11 protein-coding genes are annotated in these 13,395 nt (G+C 58.3%); 5 read left to right on the top strand and 6 right to left on the bottom strand.

Annotation, left to right across the window (positions count from 1 at the left end; genetic code table 11):
- Positions 1–13: 13 nt before the first annotated feature.
- Positions 14–1,261: a phospholipase D-like domain-containing protein gene (locus tag ETAA8_RS19385; protein ID WP_145092016.1), complete on the top strand. Its 1,248-nt coding sequence runs from the start codon at positions 14–16 to the stop codon at positions 1,259–1,261.
- Positions 1,262–1,279: 18 nt separating this feature from the next.
- A complete protein-coding gene (locus ETAA8_RS19380; RefSeq protein WP_145092013.1) occupies positions 1,280–4,453 on the top strand; it encodes a type I restriction endonuclease subunit R in 3,174 nt (1,057 codons plus the stop codon).
- Between the two features lie 155 nt (positions 4,454–4,608).
- On the opposite strand, the gene ETAA8_RS19375 is transcribed toward ETAA8_RS19380, so the two are convergent.
- The gene (locus ETAA8_RS19375) at positions 4,609–5,070 is read right to left on the bottom strand and encodes a GNAT family N-acetyltransferase (RefSeq protein WP_202921099.1); all 462 of its coding nucleotides are present in this window, start codon (positions 5,068–5,070) and stop codon (positions 4,609–4,611) included.
- Between the two features lie 687 nt (positions 5,071–5,757).
- On the opposite strand from ETAA8_RS19375, the gene ETAA8_RS19370 reads away from it, so the two are divergent.
- On the top strand, positions 5,758–6,726 hold the full coding sequence (locus ETAA8_RS19370) for an alpha/beta hydrolase (RefSeq protein WP_145092007.1): 969 nt from the start codon (positions 5,758–5,760) through the stop codon (positions 6,724–6,726).
- Between the two features lie 73 nt (positions 6,727–6,799).
- Here the strand turns inward: ETAA8_RS19370 and ETAA8_RS35640 are convergent, their stop codons facing one another.
- Both ETAA8_RS35640 and ETAA8_RS35935 read right to left on the bottom strand, forming a co-directional pair.
- Positions 6,800–7,153, bottom strand: a complete 354-nt coding sequence (locus ETAA8_RS35640; RefSeq protein WP_202921098.1) for a GNAT family N-acetyltransferase — start codon at positions 7,151–7,153, stop codon at positions 6,800–6,802.
- Entirely contained in the window at positions 7,050–7,400 is a 351-nt protein-coding gene (locus ETAA8_RS35935; protein WP_202921097.1) for a GNAT family N-acetyltransferase, read from the bottom strand. Before ETAA8_RS35935 ends, ETAA8_RS35640 begins: the two co-directional genes overlap by 104 nt.
- A gap of 217 nt (positions 7,401–7,617) precedes the next feature.
- Between ETAA8_RS35935 and ETAA8_RS34745 the strand changes: the two genes are divergently transcribed.
- The gene (locus ETAA8_RS34745) at positions 7,618–7,764 is read left to right on the top strand and encodes a hypothetical protein (protein ID WP_202921096.1); all 147 of its coding nucleotides are present in this window, start codon (positions 7,618–7,620) and stop codon (positions 7,762–7,764) included.
- A gap of 665 nt (positions 7,765–8,429) precedes the next feature.
- On the opposite strand, the gene ETAA8_RS19360 is transcribed toward ETAA8_RS34745, so the two are convergent.
- From ETAA8_RS19360 to ETAA8_RS19350, 3 genes are all read right to left on the bottom strand, one after another.
- Positions 8,430–9,959, bottom strand: coding sequence for a WD40 repeat domain-containing protein (locus tag ETAA8_RS19360; protein WP_202921095.1), 1,530 nt, complete (start codon positions 9,957–9,959; stop codon positions 8,430–8,432).
- Positions 9,960–10,069: 110 nt separating this feature from the next.
- Positions 10,070–10,462: an Imm50 family immunity protein gene (locus ETAA8_RS19355; protein WP_145092005.1), complete on the bottom strand. Its 393-nt coding sequence runs from the start codon at positions 10,460–10,462 to the stop codon at positions 10,070–10,072.
- 937 nt (positions 10,463–11,399) lie between these two features.
- Entirely contained in the window at positions 11,400–12,074 is a 675-nt protein-coding gene (locus tag ETAA8_RS19350; protein ID WP_145092002.1) for a zinc metalloprotease, read from the bottom strand.
- A gap of 752 nt (positions 12,075–12,826) precedes the next feature.
- Between ETAA8_RS19350 and ETAA8_RS19345 the strand changes: the two genes are divergently transcribed.
- Positions 12,827–13,315, top strand: a complete 489-nt coding sequence (locus tag ETAA8_RS19345) for a macro domain-containing protein (protein ID WP_145091999.1) — start codon at positions 12,827–12,829, stop codon at positions 13,313–13,315.
- The last annotated feature ends 80 nt before the right edge of the window (positions 13,316–13,395 follow it).

Raw genomic sequence — 13,395 nt, 5'->3', positions numbered from 1 at the left:
CTTCGGGGGTAACGTGGATATTCAATTCTTTGCATCAGATCCTCAAGCGAAGGCTCGCCGTGCTCTGGAACAAGTGCTTGCAAGCGGTACCGATGTCCTCGCAGTTGCGTGCGCATTTTGCACAGGAGCAGGGATCCAGGTTTTGTTGAATCACCTTCCCCGACTGCAGAATCCAGGCTCATTTGTCGTTGTCTCGGTATCGCCTCCTACCGACTACGCTGGACTCGGGGAATTGCACAGTCATATTCCAAACAATCTGTTTGTGCATTGGGGAAAGCTGGCTCCAAAGGAAAAGGCAAAGAACGGTGCTGCGTTGATGCACAGCAAGGTATTTTATGCACGCAGCGGACAGGAGTGCTGGCTTTGGACTGGCAGCCACAATCTTACCGGTAATGCGACACAGGGCGGAAATTGCGAAGCTGCTGTGCTGCTTCACGGGGACGCAGACGCCCAACCCTTTCAGGACGCATTTGCACATCTAGTTGCCTGCCGTGACCAAGCTACGCTTTATGATCCCGACGCGCCGCCGCCAGGCGACGTCGAACGCGCAAACGTACTTGTAATTCACGCAGAAGCTGACGACGTTAACGGGCTTACCTTCCCGTTGCGCGTCCATCTTTGCCTCAATTCCGCGGATTTCGACTCGCTTCTCGCACCGCCGGCTGACGTTAGGTTGTTCATCTATCCTTCGCATTCCCTTCAGTCCGGTTGGGTCAATGCGAATCCACTCATCGCGCTTTCAGGTTACCTTACGGGCCAAAACCTAACCGGGCGAAATCCCACCGCAAGGCGCGCGGGCACGGACGCTGCTTGGGCTGCTGCGAACCTGAACATCATCGAATCCGGCGGCGTGCTTCGAGTTACGAGACCAGGTCCACCTGGCCCCGACGTGACCACCCAGGCGGTCCTGTTCATTGATGGTCGCGCGAGCGGCAGGGAGTGCTTCTTCTCGCAAAAGCCCAAAGCGATAGAAGTACCAGTGCTCGGCAAAGAATATTGGACTGAAGTCGATCCTGACATGGCTAGATTCTTTAGCCGCGAGCATGTCCAGGGCAACCACCTGTTGCATATTCCGATCATCGGGCGAGATCAGCAAATTTCAGTCAAGGGAGACGAGGTACGCGAAGTCGACATGCAGAAGCTCCAGCAAGAGATCGGAAGCCCTGAACGACTAGTACAGTTGGAGTTCGATGACGAAGATTACTCAAGCAACGCAAAACGCCATCCATTCATCCTTCGGGCGAAATACCGGCTCCGTTAGAAGCTAGGCGGCAAGTCAATGCTAAACGAATCCGCAATTGAAGCTGTGACCTTGGATTGGCTCCGGGAACTTGGGTATACCGTCGGCCATGGGTGGCAACTAGCACCAGGCGAGCCCGCCGCTGAACGGTCGTCGTTCGGGCATGTAACGCTTGAAGGTCGACTACGCGATGCGATTATCCGATTGAACTCGAGTATTCCGGGCGATGCTTGCGAGGACGCTATCCGCAAGGTTCTGTTGGTTGCAAAGCCTTCGCTCGTGCAAACGAACCGGGCTTTCCACAAAATGCTCCGGGAAGGAGTTGAGGTTGAGTACGCGCGACCTGACGGCACGATTGCCGGTGATCATGTCAAGTTAGTCGACTTTGCTGACATCAGCAAAAATGACTGGCTGGTCGTGAACCAGTTCACCGTCGTCGAGGGGCAGGCGAATCGCCGGCCCGATTTAGTGATCTTCATCAACGGACTGCCGCTGGCGATTATCGAGCTCAAAAACGCCACCGATGAAGACGCCACGATCTGGTCCGCCTATGCACAGCTGCAGACTTACAAGGCAGAAATACCGTCGCTGGTGCATTACAACGCGGTGCTGGTCGCCAGCGATGGATTGCAGGCCCGGATTGGGTCGTTGACCGCCAATCAGGAGTGGTTCAAGGTTTGGCGGACGATCGAAGGTGAAGGTGAGTCGCCCGCATCGGTTTTGGAGTTGGAGGTCATGATTCGCGGCGTGTTTGAGCGCCGCCGATTCCTCGACATGCTGCAGCACTTCATCGTTTTTGATGAAGACCCCGACACTGGCGTGGTTCAAAAGGTGATTGCTGGCTACCACCAGTATCACGCGGTCAACGCCGCGGTTGATGAGACGATCCGCGCCAGTGGCATGGGCAAGACTGCCGGTGCGCTTGGCGGAAAACCTGGAGACAAGCGGGCCGGCGTCGTCTGGCACACCCAAGGAAGCGGCAAGAGCTTTTCGATGCTGTTTTATGCCGCCCGAGTCGTCCGTCACCCAGCGATGCAGAATCCCACGTTGGTCGTGCTTACCGACCGGAACGACCTGGATCAGCAACTCTTCGGGCAATTCCAACGCTGCCACGATCTACTGGGCCAAATGCCGGTGCAGGCAGAAAGCCGGGAACGGTTACGGGAACTGCTCTCCGTCGCCAGCGGCGGCGTCATATTCACCACCGTGCAAAAGTTCGTGCCGGAAACCAAGGGCAAGCGATTTGACGCCCTCTCTGAGCGCAAGAACATCATCGTCATCGCCGACGAAGCTCACCGCAGCCAGTACGAGTTTGGCTCGCACGTAGTCAACCGTAAGGATGGTACGAGCTACGTCGCACACGGCCTGGCCGCGAATCTGAGGGATGCCCTGCCCAACGCGTCGTTTATTGGTTTCACGGGTACGCCGATCGAACTGAAAGATGCCAACACCCGGGCGGTGTTCGGCAACTACATCAGCGTGTACGACATTCAACGGGCCGTGGCCGACAAGGCGACCGTGCCGATTTACTACGAAAGCCGCATCGCCAAGCTGGCCCTGAATGCCTCTGAGCTGCCGAAGATCGACGAGCAGTTCGAGGAGATCACCGAAGGCGAGGAACTTACCAACCGCGAGAAGCTGAAGGCGAAGTGGGCCGCCTTGGAAGTGCTCGTGGGCGACCCCAACCGGCTCAAGCTAATCGCCGCCGACCTAGTAGCTCACTTCGAGAAACGCTGGGAGGCGATGGACGGCAAGGCCATGGTCGTTTGCATGAGCCGCCGCATCTGCGTCGATCTGTACGACCAGATCATCAAGCTCCGGCCGGATTGGGCGAGCGCCAAGGATGACGAGGTTGAAGCCGAGAAGGGCAAAGATTGCGTTGTAAAGATCGTAATGACTGGCAGCGCCGAGGACGGCCCCGATTGGCAGCCGCACATCCGTAACAAAGACCGGCGCCGCAAGCTGGCGACGCGGTTCAAGGACAGCAAAGACCCGTTCCGGATCGTCATCGTCCGCGACATGTGGCTCACCGGCTTCGATGCGCCGTGCTTGCACACGATGTACGCGGACAAGCCGATGCACGGCCACGGGCTGATGCAGGCAATCGCTCGCGTTAATCGCGTGTTCCGCGACAAGCCCGGCGGCCTGGTCGTCGATTACCTCGGACTTGCCGATCAGCTCAAGCAGGCGCTCGCAACCTATACCGAGAGCGGTGGTAAAGGCGAGCCGACCATCGATACGAAGAAGGCGATCGCCGTGATGCTTGAGAAGCATGGCATCGCCGCGGACATGTTGCACGGGTTTAACTGGGCCAAGTGGTCAACGGGGACGCCGATCGAGCAGCTTTCTCTGATTCCCGCCGGCCAAGAGCACATCCTGCAGCAGGAAAACGGCAAATCCCGATTCGTTCAGGTCGTGATGGAACTGTCGCGTGCCTATGCGCTGTGCGCCGCGAGCGACGAAGCTGTGGCTGTGCGGGACGACGTCAGCTTTTTCCAGGCGATTTCAGCTGCTCTGAACAAACAAACCACCGGCGGCAGCAAAAGGACGCCGGAGCAGCTCGCCGCCGCCATCCGCCAGCTCGTGTCGAAAGCGATCATCACCGAGGGCAAGGTCATCGACGTCTTCACCGCGGCCGGGCTTCCGCGGCCCGACATTAGCATTCTGTCGGATCAGTTTCTTGTGGAGGTTCGCAATCTTAAGCACAAGAACGTCGCCGCGGAGCTACTGGAAAAGCTGCTGAAGGACGAGCTAAAGGTCCGCGCCAAGCGGAATCTCGTTCAGTCGCAGCTCTTCAGCGAGAAGCTGCGAAATACGCTGAACGCGTACCACAACCGGGCAATCGCAACCCAGGAAGTTATCGACGAGCTTATCAAGTTGGCGAAGGAACTCGACGCCGCGACCAAAGCAGGTCGGGAAACGGGCCTGAGCGACGACGAAATAGCCTTCTACGACGCGCTGGCGGCGAACGAGTCAGCCGTTCAGGCGATGGGCAACGACCAACTGAAAGTGATCGCGGCGGAACTGATTACGCAGGTGCGGAAAAGCGTCACGATCGACTGGACGCTTCGCGAGAGCGCTCGCGCGAAAATCCGCGTGATGGTGAAGCGGATCTTGAATAGGTTCGGCTACCCACCTGACCTGCAGGAAGAGGCGGTGAAAACAGTCCTTATGCAGGCGGAACTGCTTTGCGTTGACTGGGCATCGGAATAGAGCACGCACTGGAACTTTCCGTGAAGGTCTCGATCGATGCCCAGAGAGCAACCGGGTTGTTAACCCGTTGCGCCTGTTAACGAGATCGCGAGTGGTTCACGCCAAGCAACGGACCATGTGATGTGGGACTACCTGCGGCCCCGGTCAGGCTCAGGTCATGGTTCGACGTGCCCTGGTGCCCAGACGAGCCGCATGAACACTTTGTCCAGGCCCGGCTGATACCCGTCGGCGATCACCCGAAACGCCTCGAAGCCGAACCGGGCGAAAAACGGAGCGGTGTGCTGACTGGTGTCAATCAAAACGCACCACGCATGGGCGATCAGCCGAATCCGTTCGAGACGCCATCGGAGCAGGTTCGCTCCCGAGCCCTGCCGGTGCCAGTTCGCGTGGACCATGCCCCAGTCCAGGTAGCCCACGCCGAAGTAATCGACACGGAACCCGCCGCATCCGCGGACCTTCCCTGCGACCTCGGCCACAAAGTACGGCTGATCCATCCGCCGAAGGAAGGCGGCGAAGAGATCACGCTCCGGCCCGGTGAAATACTTCGGGCGGTTGCTGTCGAAGATGTCTAAGCAGTTCGACTCATCGTCCGGCAGGTAATCGCGAATGTCGCCCACGATCCCCCTCCCCACCTACGCCTGTGAGCCCGGTTCGACGGCGCTGACTTTTACTGGTGTGTTTTCGCTCTTTCGGTCGGTTGCTTAAGCGCATAGCGGCGAAGTAGCCACAATTTTACCAACTGGCCTGCGGAGCTTCCCAGGAGAGCAGGTACGGCCCCGCCAAGCATACACAAACTCCCATACACCACGATTGTGGTGATTAGACCTCTCCAGTCGAGTGGATTGATCACACGCTCGCGCTCGCCGGCTGTCCAGACTACGGCCAAACACCCGACAATCAATACGCCTGAAAAAATCGGGGCCGCCATGAGTATGGGAAAGGAAAAATAATCCCGGCGTCCTAGGCATGCGCCCCACAGCAAACCGAGCGCAACAGAACCCGCTAACAGAGCCGTTAGCAGCAGTATCAAGAACATATGCCGCACTCCGGTTTATATTCGCCACGTTCATTGATGCGACCAAACGACCGTTAGCGAAGGTTAGGTGGGTTACGCTCCGAATGTCAATTGAAAATTGATCCAGCAATCCTTGCGCACCGGGGGCGGTAAAGTGCTTCCAGTTAGCCGCAGCGTCTCGGCGAATTCCGAACGGCCTTGAACGGCAGGCAATGCTGGATTGTGGCGCTCGTAGCGGCTAACGTAGACGTCGTCGCGTCGCCGCTCCCGCCTCTTTTGGGAAACTACTATGTTCCGACTTCTCCTTCTCGGCCTGGTGTTCGGGTTCTCCCTTTCTACGCTTCCGGCAACCACGTTGTGTGCCGCCGACAAGCCCGCAGAAAAGCCTGCCGAGAAACCGAAGGCCCCGGTCGATCCGCCGACACTGGCCAACGTTTCGTACGGCGAACATCCGAAGCAGGTGATCGACTTTTACAAGGCCGAGTCGAAGGAGCCGACGCCGGTGGTGTTCTACATCCACGGCGGCGGGTGGCGCGGCGGCTCAAAAAACGCGTTCGGTGCCAAGACTTACCTCGCCGAGGGCATTTCCGTCGTGTCGGTCGAATATCGTTTTGTGCAAGAGGCTGGCGACGTAACACCGCCGGTGAAAGCGCCCTTGCACGATGCGGCCCGAGCCTTGCAATTCGTCCGCAGCAAGGCGGCCGAGTGGAATATCGACAAGAAGCGAATTGGTGCCACTGGTGGCTCCGCCGGAGCATGCAGTAGTTTATGGCTCGCTTTTCACGACGATCTGGCCGACCCGAAAAGCAGCGACCCCGTGGCTCGTGAATCAACGCGGTTGACGTGCGCTGCGGTCGTTGGAGCGCAGACGTCGCTCGACCCCAAGCAAATTCGCGAGTGGATGCCGAACGGGACTTATGGAGCCCACGCCTTCTATCCGAGCGGCGGCGACAAGAAAGTGCCGGCGTTCGCGACTTGGCTCGAAGAGCGCGAAAAGCTAATGCCGTGGATCCAAGAGTATTCGCCGTACTCGCTTGTGACGGCCGACGATCCGCCGGTCGCTCTCTTTTACGGCTCCGCGCCGGCGATGGGGAAAGAAACGAAAGACCCGACCCACTCGGCCAACTACGGCCTGCCGCTACAAGAAAAGTGCAAGAGCGTCGGCGTCGAGTGCGAGTTGAACTACCCCAAGTCGCCCGACGCGAAGCCCGCGACCGTCCACTCGTATCTGATCGGCAAATTGACGGCTAAGAAATAGGTCATCTAGATGGTGAGCAAATTGGCGATCCAATTCATCTGCAGCGCCTAACGTAATGCCATTGAGCGGCGGGTTAGTCGGCGCTGCGCTCGTCGGCCGTCACGAGCCCAGCCCGTTCGAGCCACTCGCGGCGCAGGATGGCGAACACAAACTCGCTACCCCACGCCCCCTTGTACCAGATGTTCTCGACGAAGTGCGCCTCCTGGCGAACACCCAAACGCCGAAACAAATTCCCTGCTTTACCGTTCTCGGCGTCCGTGAGGGCCCACACCCGATGTTTACCGAGCGAGTCGAAGAGGTACCGCAGCACGTTCGCTATGGCCTCAGCCGCTAGTCCTCGGCCTTGGTACTCGGCCTTGGTACTCGGGCGACAGGGTGATTCCCAATTCCACCTGGCGGTCGTCGCCCGGGAGAAAGTGGATCCCACAGTCGCCGACAACTGTCTTCTGATCCTTTAGCGTTAGCAGTAGTTGCAACCAGGTGCCGGGTGTATTCGGAGCGATACCTTCCTGAGCCGCGATCAAGGTTGCCGCGTCATCGGCTGTGAACGACTCCCGAGACTGGAAGCGTGCAACCTCGGGCAACGACCGATATTGGAAAATTGCTGCGGCATCATCTCGTTGGAGACGTCGCAGGCGTAGACGTGGCGACAACAGTTCGAACGTAGCATTCATCGGAGCTCGTCTTCCTCACGGTTTACTTCTTTCCATTGGGGAGCAACGCGCCGACCGATCCGGTGCAACGATTGATTCGCCGTCAATCGGGAACTTCATACCGCGAGGTAAGCAATGAATCCTCAATCTGGGTCTTCAAGTGCCCTGCCGTGTCTCTTGGATAGATCGCGGTTAGCTGCGCGCACCCCGTTCTCGTACCGTATGCGACCGTAGAAAATTGCTGCGGGTACTTCGCATTCAATCGATTGCCATGTACGAGAAGGGTGGCTCGACCATCAACGTCACGAGTGTCTTTGCTGAGCAACTCCATGTTCGTTGCCAACATGCGATCCGCAACAAAGTCATCAACTACGGCTTGAAATGACTCTCCAGGCGCATGGGCAACCGTAATGCTCATCCTTGTGCGTTTGTTGTACCAAATGCCATGTTTATCGTTCCATTCAAATCCGTCTGGCGCCACGAAAACAAACCGGGCCTCTTTGGAGTCGGGGGCGGCGTCTACGACTGTCTTGGGACTTGGCGGATTCGAGGGATTACGTTCCGAGCAACCCCAGGCGAATATGACGAGTCCGGCTAGGATGTAGAATCTCATCTCACAGATCCAGGCGGCCGACGGACCAACGTTCCATGGCCGGCACCGTGCCGACCGGCTATCAGTTAATTAGAACGCTTACCGTGGCCTGGCCAGATGCAGCACCTCACACTGGCCACCATCAGCTACGGGCGACTGCTAGACCGCCGGGCCTCGCGGTACAACATGGTTATACATTCCAAATCCGGCATTCCTTTGCCCACTGGGAGCGCTGAAGCCAACTCGGGGCTGACGCCGCCTGCCGAAATAACGCACAGCACCGAGTACAACCGTTCCTTCTCTTCTGGCGAAAGCGACGCTTTGAGTGCGAGATTCTGATACGGCAAACGAAGATCGTTGAGCGGCCGGCATGCACCAGCTCCCGAACTGCAACAGCCCCGGCCGGTCTGCTGCAGCGGCTTGTTCCGCCCGCGATTGAACAAGGACTATCCCGCAGCCTACATGCCGCTGGCGATGTCCCAGACCTTCAACTCACCCGGTGCGTTGGCGGTCGTCCCACCGGCAGAAGCCAACATCCGACCGTCCGGGCTGAACGCCACAAACATTACCGACTCCGTTCCTAGAAGGGTGGCTCGCTCCGTGCCGGTGGCCACATCCCATAACTTGACGGTCTTGTCGTGGCTCGCTGAGGCCAGGATCTTGCCATCCGGGCTGAACGCTACGGATACTACGGACTCGGTATGGCCCTTGAGGATGGCCCGCTCCTTATTGGTGGCCAAGTCCCAAAGCCTGACAGTCTTGTCGCCGCTCGCCGATGCCAAAGTCTTGCTATCCGAGCTAAAGGCCACGGAATAGACCGCATGAGTATGTCCCTGAAGGGTCGACCGCTTGGCGGTAGCCGCGTCCCAGACCTTGATGGTCATGTCATGGCTCGCCGCCGCCAGCGTCTTGCCATCCGGGCTGAACACCACGGACTCGACACCGTAGGCAGGTTCGCTCGTGGTCTGATCCTCTTCGGTATGCCCTTGGAGGGTGGCTCGCTCTTTGTTGGTGGCCAAATCCCAGAGCGTGACGTCGCCGTTCACCGATGCCAGGGTCTTGCCATCCGGGCTGAATGCCACGGAGTGGACGAAGTAAGCATCCTCCTCGAGGGTGGCGCGTACCTTGCCGGTGGCCACGTCCCACAACTTGACTTGCTTGAGATCGGGTAAGGGAACAGGCGATCCGATTGCCCCCGATGCCAGGGTCTTCCCGTCGGGGGAGAACGCAACACAGCCGAGACAGCCCTTGTACTCGCCCAGGGTTGCTCGCTCCTTGCCTGTGGTCATGTCCCACAATTTCAGCGTCCCATCATAGCTGGCCGATGCCAGGGTCTTGCTATCCGGGCTGAATGCCACGGACACAACCGCATTGGTATGCCCCTGGAGAGTGGCCCGCAGCTTAGGTTCTTGTGCCGACAGGGACCACACCGGCACCAGTCCCAGGCAGGCCACGCCCAGCCACGCCGCCAGCCGTCGTCCTCGCTCCACATTCGCCGTGGTCGCTCCCGCCAATTCCAGGGTGTAGGCAGCCCAGTAATCCCAGTATTCGCTGCCAAGTTTTCGGGTCACGAACCAATAACCGGCGCAGATCACGGCAAAGCCACCGAAGCCCACTGCCGACCGCAGCAACCAGTTCGCGTCGGTGAACGATGTGAACTGCCGCAACACCGCGAGAAACGCGATGGCGATCACGATTGCGAAAAACGCCGGCAAGCATATCTTCCAGGCCGCGCCTGACCGCCCGCTGATTATCAACTCGGTTCTGGTACCCGGATCGACGACGACTCGTTGCGGGCGCAACCAGCCCCAGTCCATCGATACGTCCACCATGTGTTCCCCCGGAGCGACGGTGAAGTCAGCTCGCGCTCCCCACTCCACCCGCCCTATTTTTTGGCCATCGCTTCGCACGATGAAGTCACTCAAAGCGGCGGCAACAAATCTTCTTGGCCTCCGGATAGTGATCACGCCCTGGCTGGATTCGTTCATGACCTTTCTCCAATTGCCAAACGAACCAATGTTCGATGGCCGACACTGTGCCGACCGGCTCTCAATTTATCAGAACTCACAACGAAGGTCCGGTTCGCTGCAGCGCATGGTTAGGCCGCGCCCTTGATGTATGCTGTGATCTCATCAATACGTGCTGAGTCGCACTCGCCACGAATCGTAGTGGCATCGGAACAAAAGCTGAACGAAAGCCGCTGCGGGCCGAGACGCTCCAACGCAAAAGTGCCCTCAATAGTAGTCGCCCACTCTCTGATGCTGACGCTAGAAACGCCCCAAAGTGCAATCGTGACCTGAGCGGTGTTGGCTTGCTCTGGCCATCGCTTGCTTGGTCGGTCAGGAAAGACTGGCAGATTGCCGCGCAACTTGAGCAGTGGGCCATCGCGATGAAGCACGACCTCGTGTAGGTCAATGCGGTTGAGCGGCAACAGCGTGGAATAGTAACCGCTGATGATTTTCGGATTATCGCACTCGTCGTACCAGGCCATGATGGGTAAGGGGTCGAGCCGCCTAACTACTTATTCTCTTGCACAGCCGTCAGGTTAATCTGAGGGGTGGCCAAGGGAAAGAACTCGTATCAATCGCAAACTCTCCTGCGGTGGTTTGGACAAATTTCCGAACCGGTTGCCTTCGGGGTGCGAGAGCAACCGGGTTGTTAACCCGTTCGGCCCTGCGGAAAGAGAGCGCAGAGAGTTCTTAGAAAGGTAGCGGCGGGAGAGTGGTCGAAGTAGAATTGAAGGACCAATTCTGCGACTGGCAGAGAGTCGTGCCGTCGTCGTAACCCGTTGCGGTTTCTCTAGTAAACGCAAGCCGCTAGAGGGACTCTCTGGCCGGCAAACTGCGTTAACCGCAGGGTATCCCGTTTCCGGGGAAAAAAGAAAAGCTCCCTGGTCGGGACTCTCCTACTAACCGCGCTCTCTGTTTTTCGTCTCAGAATGGGACGCGGTTTTGTGTTAAGCAGTTATGAGGAGAGTTCGGCCGGATACCCCAATCGCGAGATTTGAACTCTGGTTAACAGCTTCGAGAACGATTCGAAAGCCGTCTGTGAAGATGGGCTGTTAACCAAACCATCGTGAGAAGTTTCAGCGTCGCGAGGTCGTCGAATTCCGCTAACCGAAACTCACGTGTGATCGAGTTAGGTTTCAGATGGCCGACGGTTCCGGCGGGGTGCAAAAAAGAACGCACTCCCATCATTCGCTGCGTCAAACCCAATGTAATTCGAAGCCCAACATCTTTCAGTCCTTGCAACTCGTGATTGCCGGCGTCGCGCAGAAGGAACTAGCCCGCCAGGTCAAATATCCGAAGGTCGACAACCAGATTCTCAGATCCAAGTTGCCGAAATGCATCATGAGTCACCCCGAACTCCACTAGGCCAGGCGAGCCGAATGCCTTCCCATGTCCAGCGGCGGACCGGAGCCGCACCGCTCATGGCAGCCCGCGGATTTCGCGCACGGTGTTAGGGTAGATGTACAGGCCGTCCTCTCCCTTGCGGAACGCCATCAACGCGGCGTCACCGTGGTCGTCATCGTGTTCGGCCCCCAGCGTATGCCGCAACTCGTGGGCGAGCCTCGTGAGGTATCGCTTCACGCTGGTATCGTCCTCCATGATGCACCGGCGCTCGCCGGTCACGTCCGACCGCGGGTCGGCCAGGCCACGGACGTCCTTCGTGCAGGTTACGCTAGCGCATTCGTCGAGTGCCGACCAGCGTTGCACGACATAGAGGCTGATGTTAGCGAGGGTCGGGGCGAACCGGTCCGCGTTGGCGTTCAACTCGTCGAGTATCGCCCACACCTCGGGTTCTGTCGTGACCTGCTGGCCGAGGTCGGCGGCGACGGTGAACCGCTCGTTGAGGTTCAGCCGGAACGAGATGCCCGTTTGCGGGGTTAGGAATTCGTTGATGTCTTTCAGCCGGCCGGCGACGGCGGCGAATGAAAGGGCGGAGGTGCGACCCTGGCCGTCGGTCACGAGGTAGACGTAAACCAACACCTCCAGCGGTGCATACACCAGCACCTTCAGCGAGTCCTGAATCGGCTCGTTTGGGCGGCCGACCGGGTTAAACTTGAGCCGCGCGTGGCCGGGGTGCCCGGCCGTGATCGCCACGAAGTAGCCGTCGCCACGGTCGGGTTGGCTTCCAAGATGTCGAAGCCGATGGGATCGTCCGTCAGCTTGTTAAAAGGGACCGATGTGTCGGCGGCCATAAGGGGGGCCTCGGACATAGAAGGAAGCGTGCACCGTGGGCGTCACGGTATCCCGGCGCCCCATCACCGTCAACGCCCCGCGGTCACGTCCCGACCCTGCTGCCTGCCGCGTCTGGCCAGGTTAATGCCCCACTCCGTCAGCACCAGGGGGGCGAGCGGCAAGGATCGGAATACGAGCAGTCGCCGTGCTCGTTGATTCTGGGCCGAGTGGGGCGGCCCTTGCTGCAACCTTGCAGGCGGAGCTACAGAAACAGATTCTCAGGTCAAAGTTGACGAAATACATCAGGGTGACGCTGAAGGAACGCGTCCGCCTCGTGAAGCTCACGCAGAAGCTGGGGGCAAGGAACTACCGCACAGGGAGATCCAAAATGAACTGGTCGTCAGACGGAAGAAGAGGACCGCAAACGCCGTGATCGTCTCGCTGGATGAGATCCATTGCTCGCAGCGGCTGGGCGGGTTGCTGAAGAGCTATATCCGGAAGGCTTTGTAGCTTCGTTGGCACATCGATTGCGAACGTCGGTAAGCAGGCATATTCGTCATTTAAATCGTGCGAACTGGGCAGATGTGTGCGAACCCGCACATCGGAATGACTCAAAAACCCTTGCCAGCAACTTTGCTACCGATCAGCTTCGTCGTGCCCCATCGAGAAACCAAATGATTCATGAAGTCTCTGGTGATATCCTGTTGACCAAAGCGCAAGCCATTGCCCATGGAGTGGCTCCGAACGACCACTTCGACCATGGCCTAGCTGCCGCGTTGCACGAAAGGTGGCCGACTATGGTCAAAGACTTTCGCCACTATGCTCATCAAACTCATCCGAAGCCGGGTGAGTTTTGGTTCTGGGACGCAACTGGAGTGCAGGTGTTCAATTTGCTGACCCAAGAGGGGGAACACGGTCACGGTGCCAAGCCTGGCAGGGCCACCACCGCATATGTGAACCACAGCCTGAAGAGGCTTCGGCATGAATTAGAAAAAGAAAAGATTAAAAGCGTCGCGTTGCCGAAACTGGCGACCGGAGTAGGTGGATTGGACTGGACGGTAGTGCTGCCGCTGATCCATACCCATTTAGGCGACCTCTCCATTTCGGTGTTCGTTTACACACATTGTCAGAAGGGCGTGCAGGCAACTGAAGTCGGTGCGTAGTAGCCACGGGTTCAACGAACATTTCTCCGCTCACGCAGACCTAACGCGGTTGCAAGTGGTCAGAATAATGGCGATCACTT

This window comes from Anatilimnocola aggregata (assembly GCF_007747655.1).
Lineage (GTDB): Bacteria > Planctomycetota > Planctomycetia > Pirellulales > Pirellulaceae > Anatilimnocola > Anatilimnocola aggregata.
Note: the sequence above shows the minus strand (reverse complement) of the source record. Positions and strands in the feature narration are given on the sequence as shown.

Coding starts and splice junctions, on each gene's coding strand:
- ETAA8_RS35935 (WP_202921097.1), bottom strand. CDS start 7,400: ATGAATGCTACGTTCGAACTGTTGTCGCCACGTCTACGCCTGCGACGT.
- ETAA8_RS19345 (WP_145091999.1), top strand. CDS start 12,827: ATGATTCATGAAGTCTCTGGTGATATCCTGTTGACCAAAGCGCAAGCC.
- ETAA8_RS19370 (WP_145092007.1), top strand. CDS start 5,758: ATGTTCCGACTTCTCCTTCTCGGCCTGGTGTTCGGGTTCTCCCTTTCT.
- ETAA8_RS19380 (WP_145092013.1), top strand. CDS start 1,280: ATGCTAAACGAATCCGCAATTGAAGCTGTGACCTTGGATTGGCTCCGG.
- ETAA8_RS19355 (WP_145092005.1), bottom strand. CDS start 10,462: ATGGCCTGGTACGACGAGTGCGATAATCCGAAAATCATCAGCGGTTAC.
- ETAA8_RS19360 (WP_202921095.1), bottom strand. CDS start 9,959: ATGAACGAATCCAGCCAGGGCGTGATCACTATCCGGAGGCCAAGAAGA.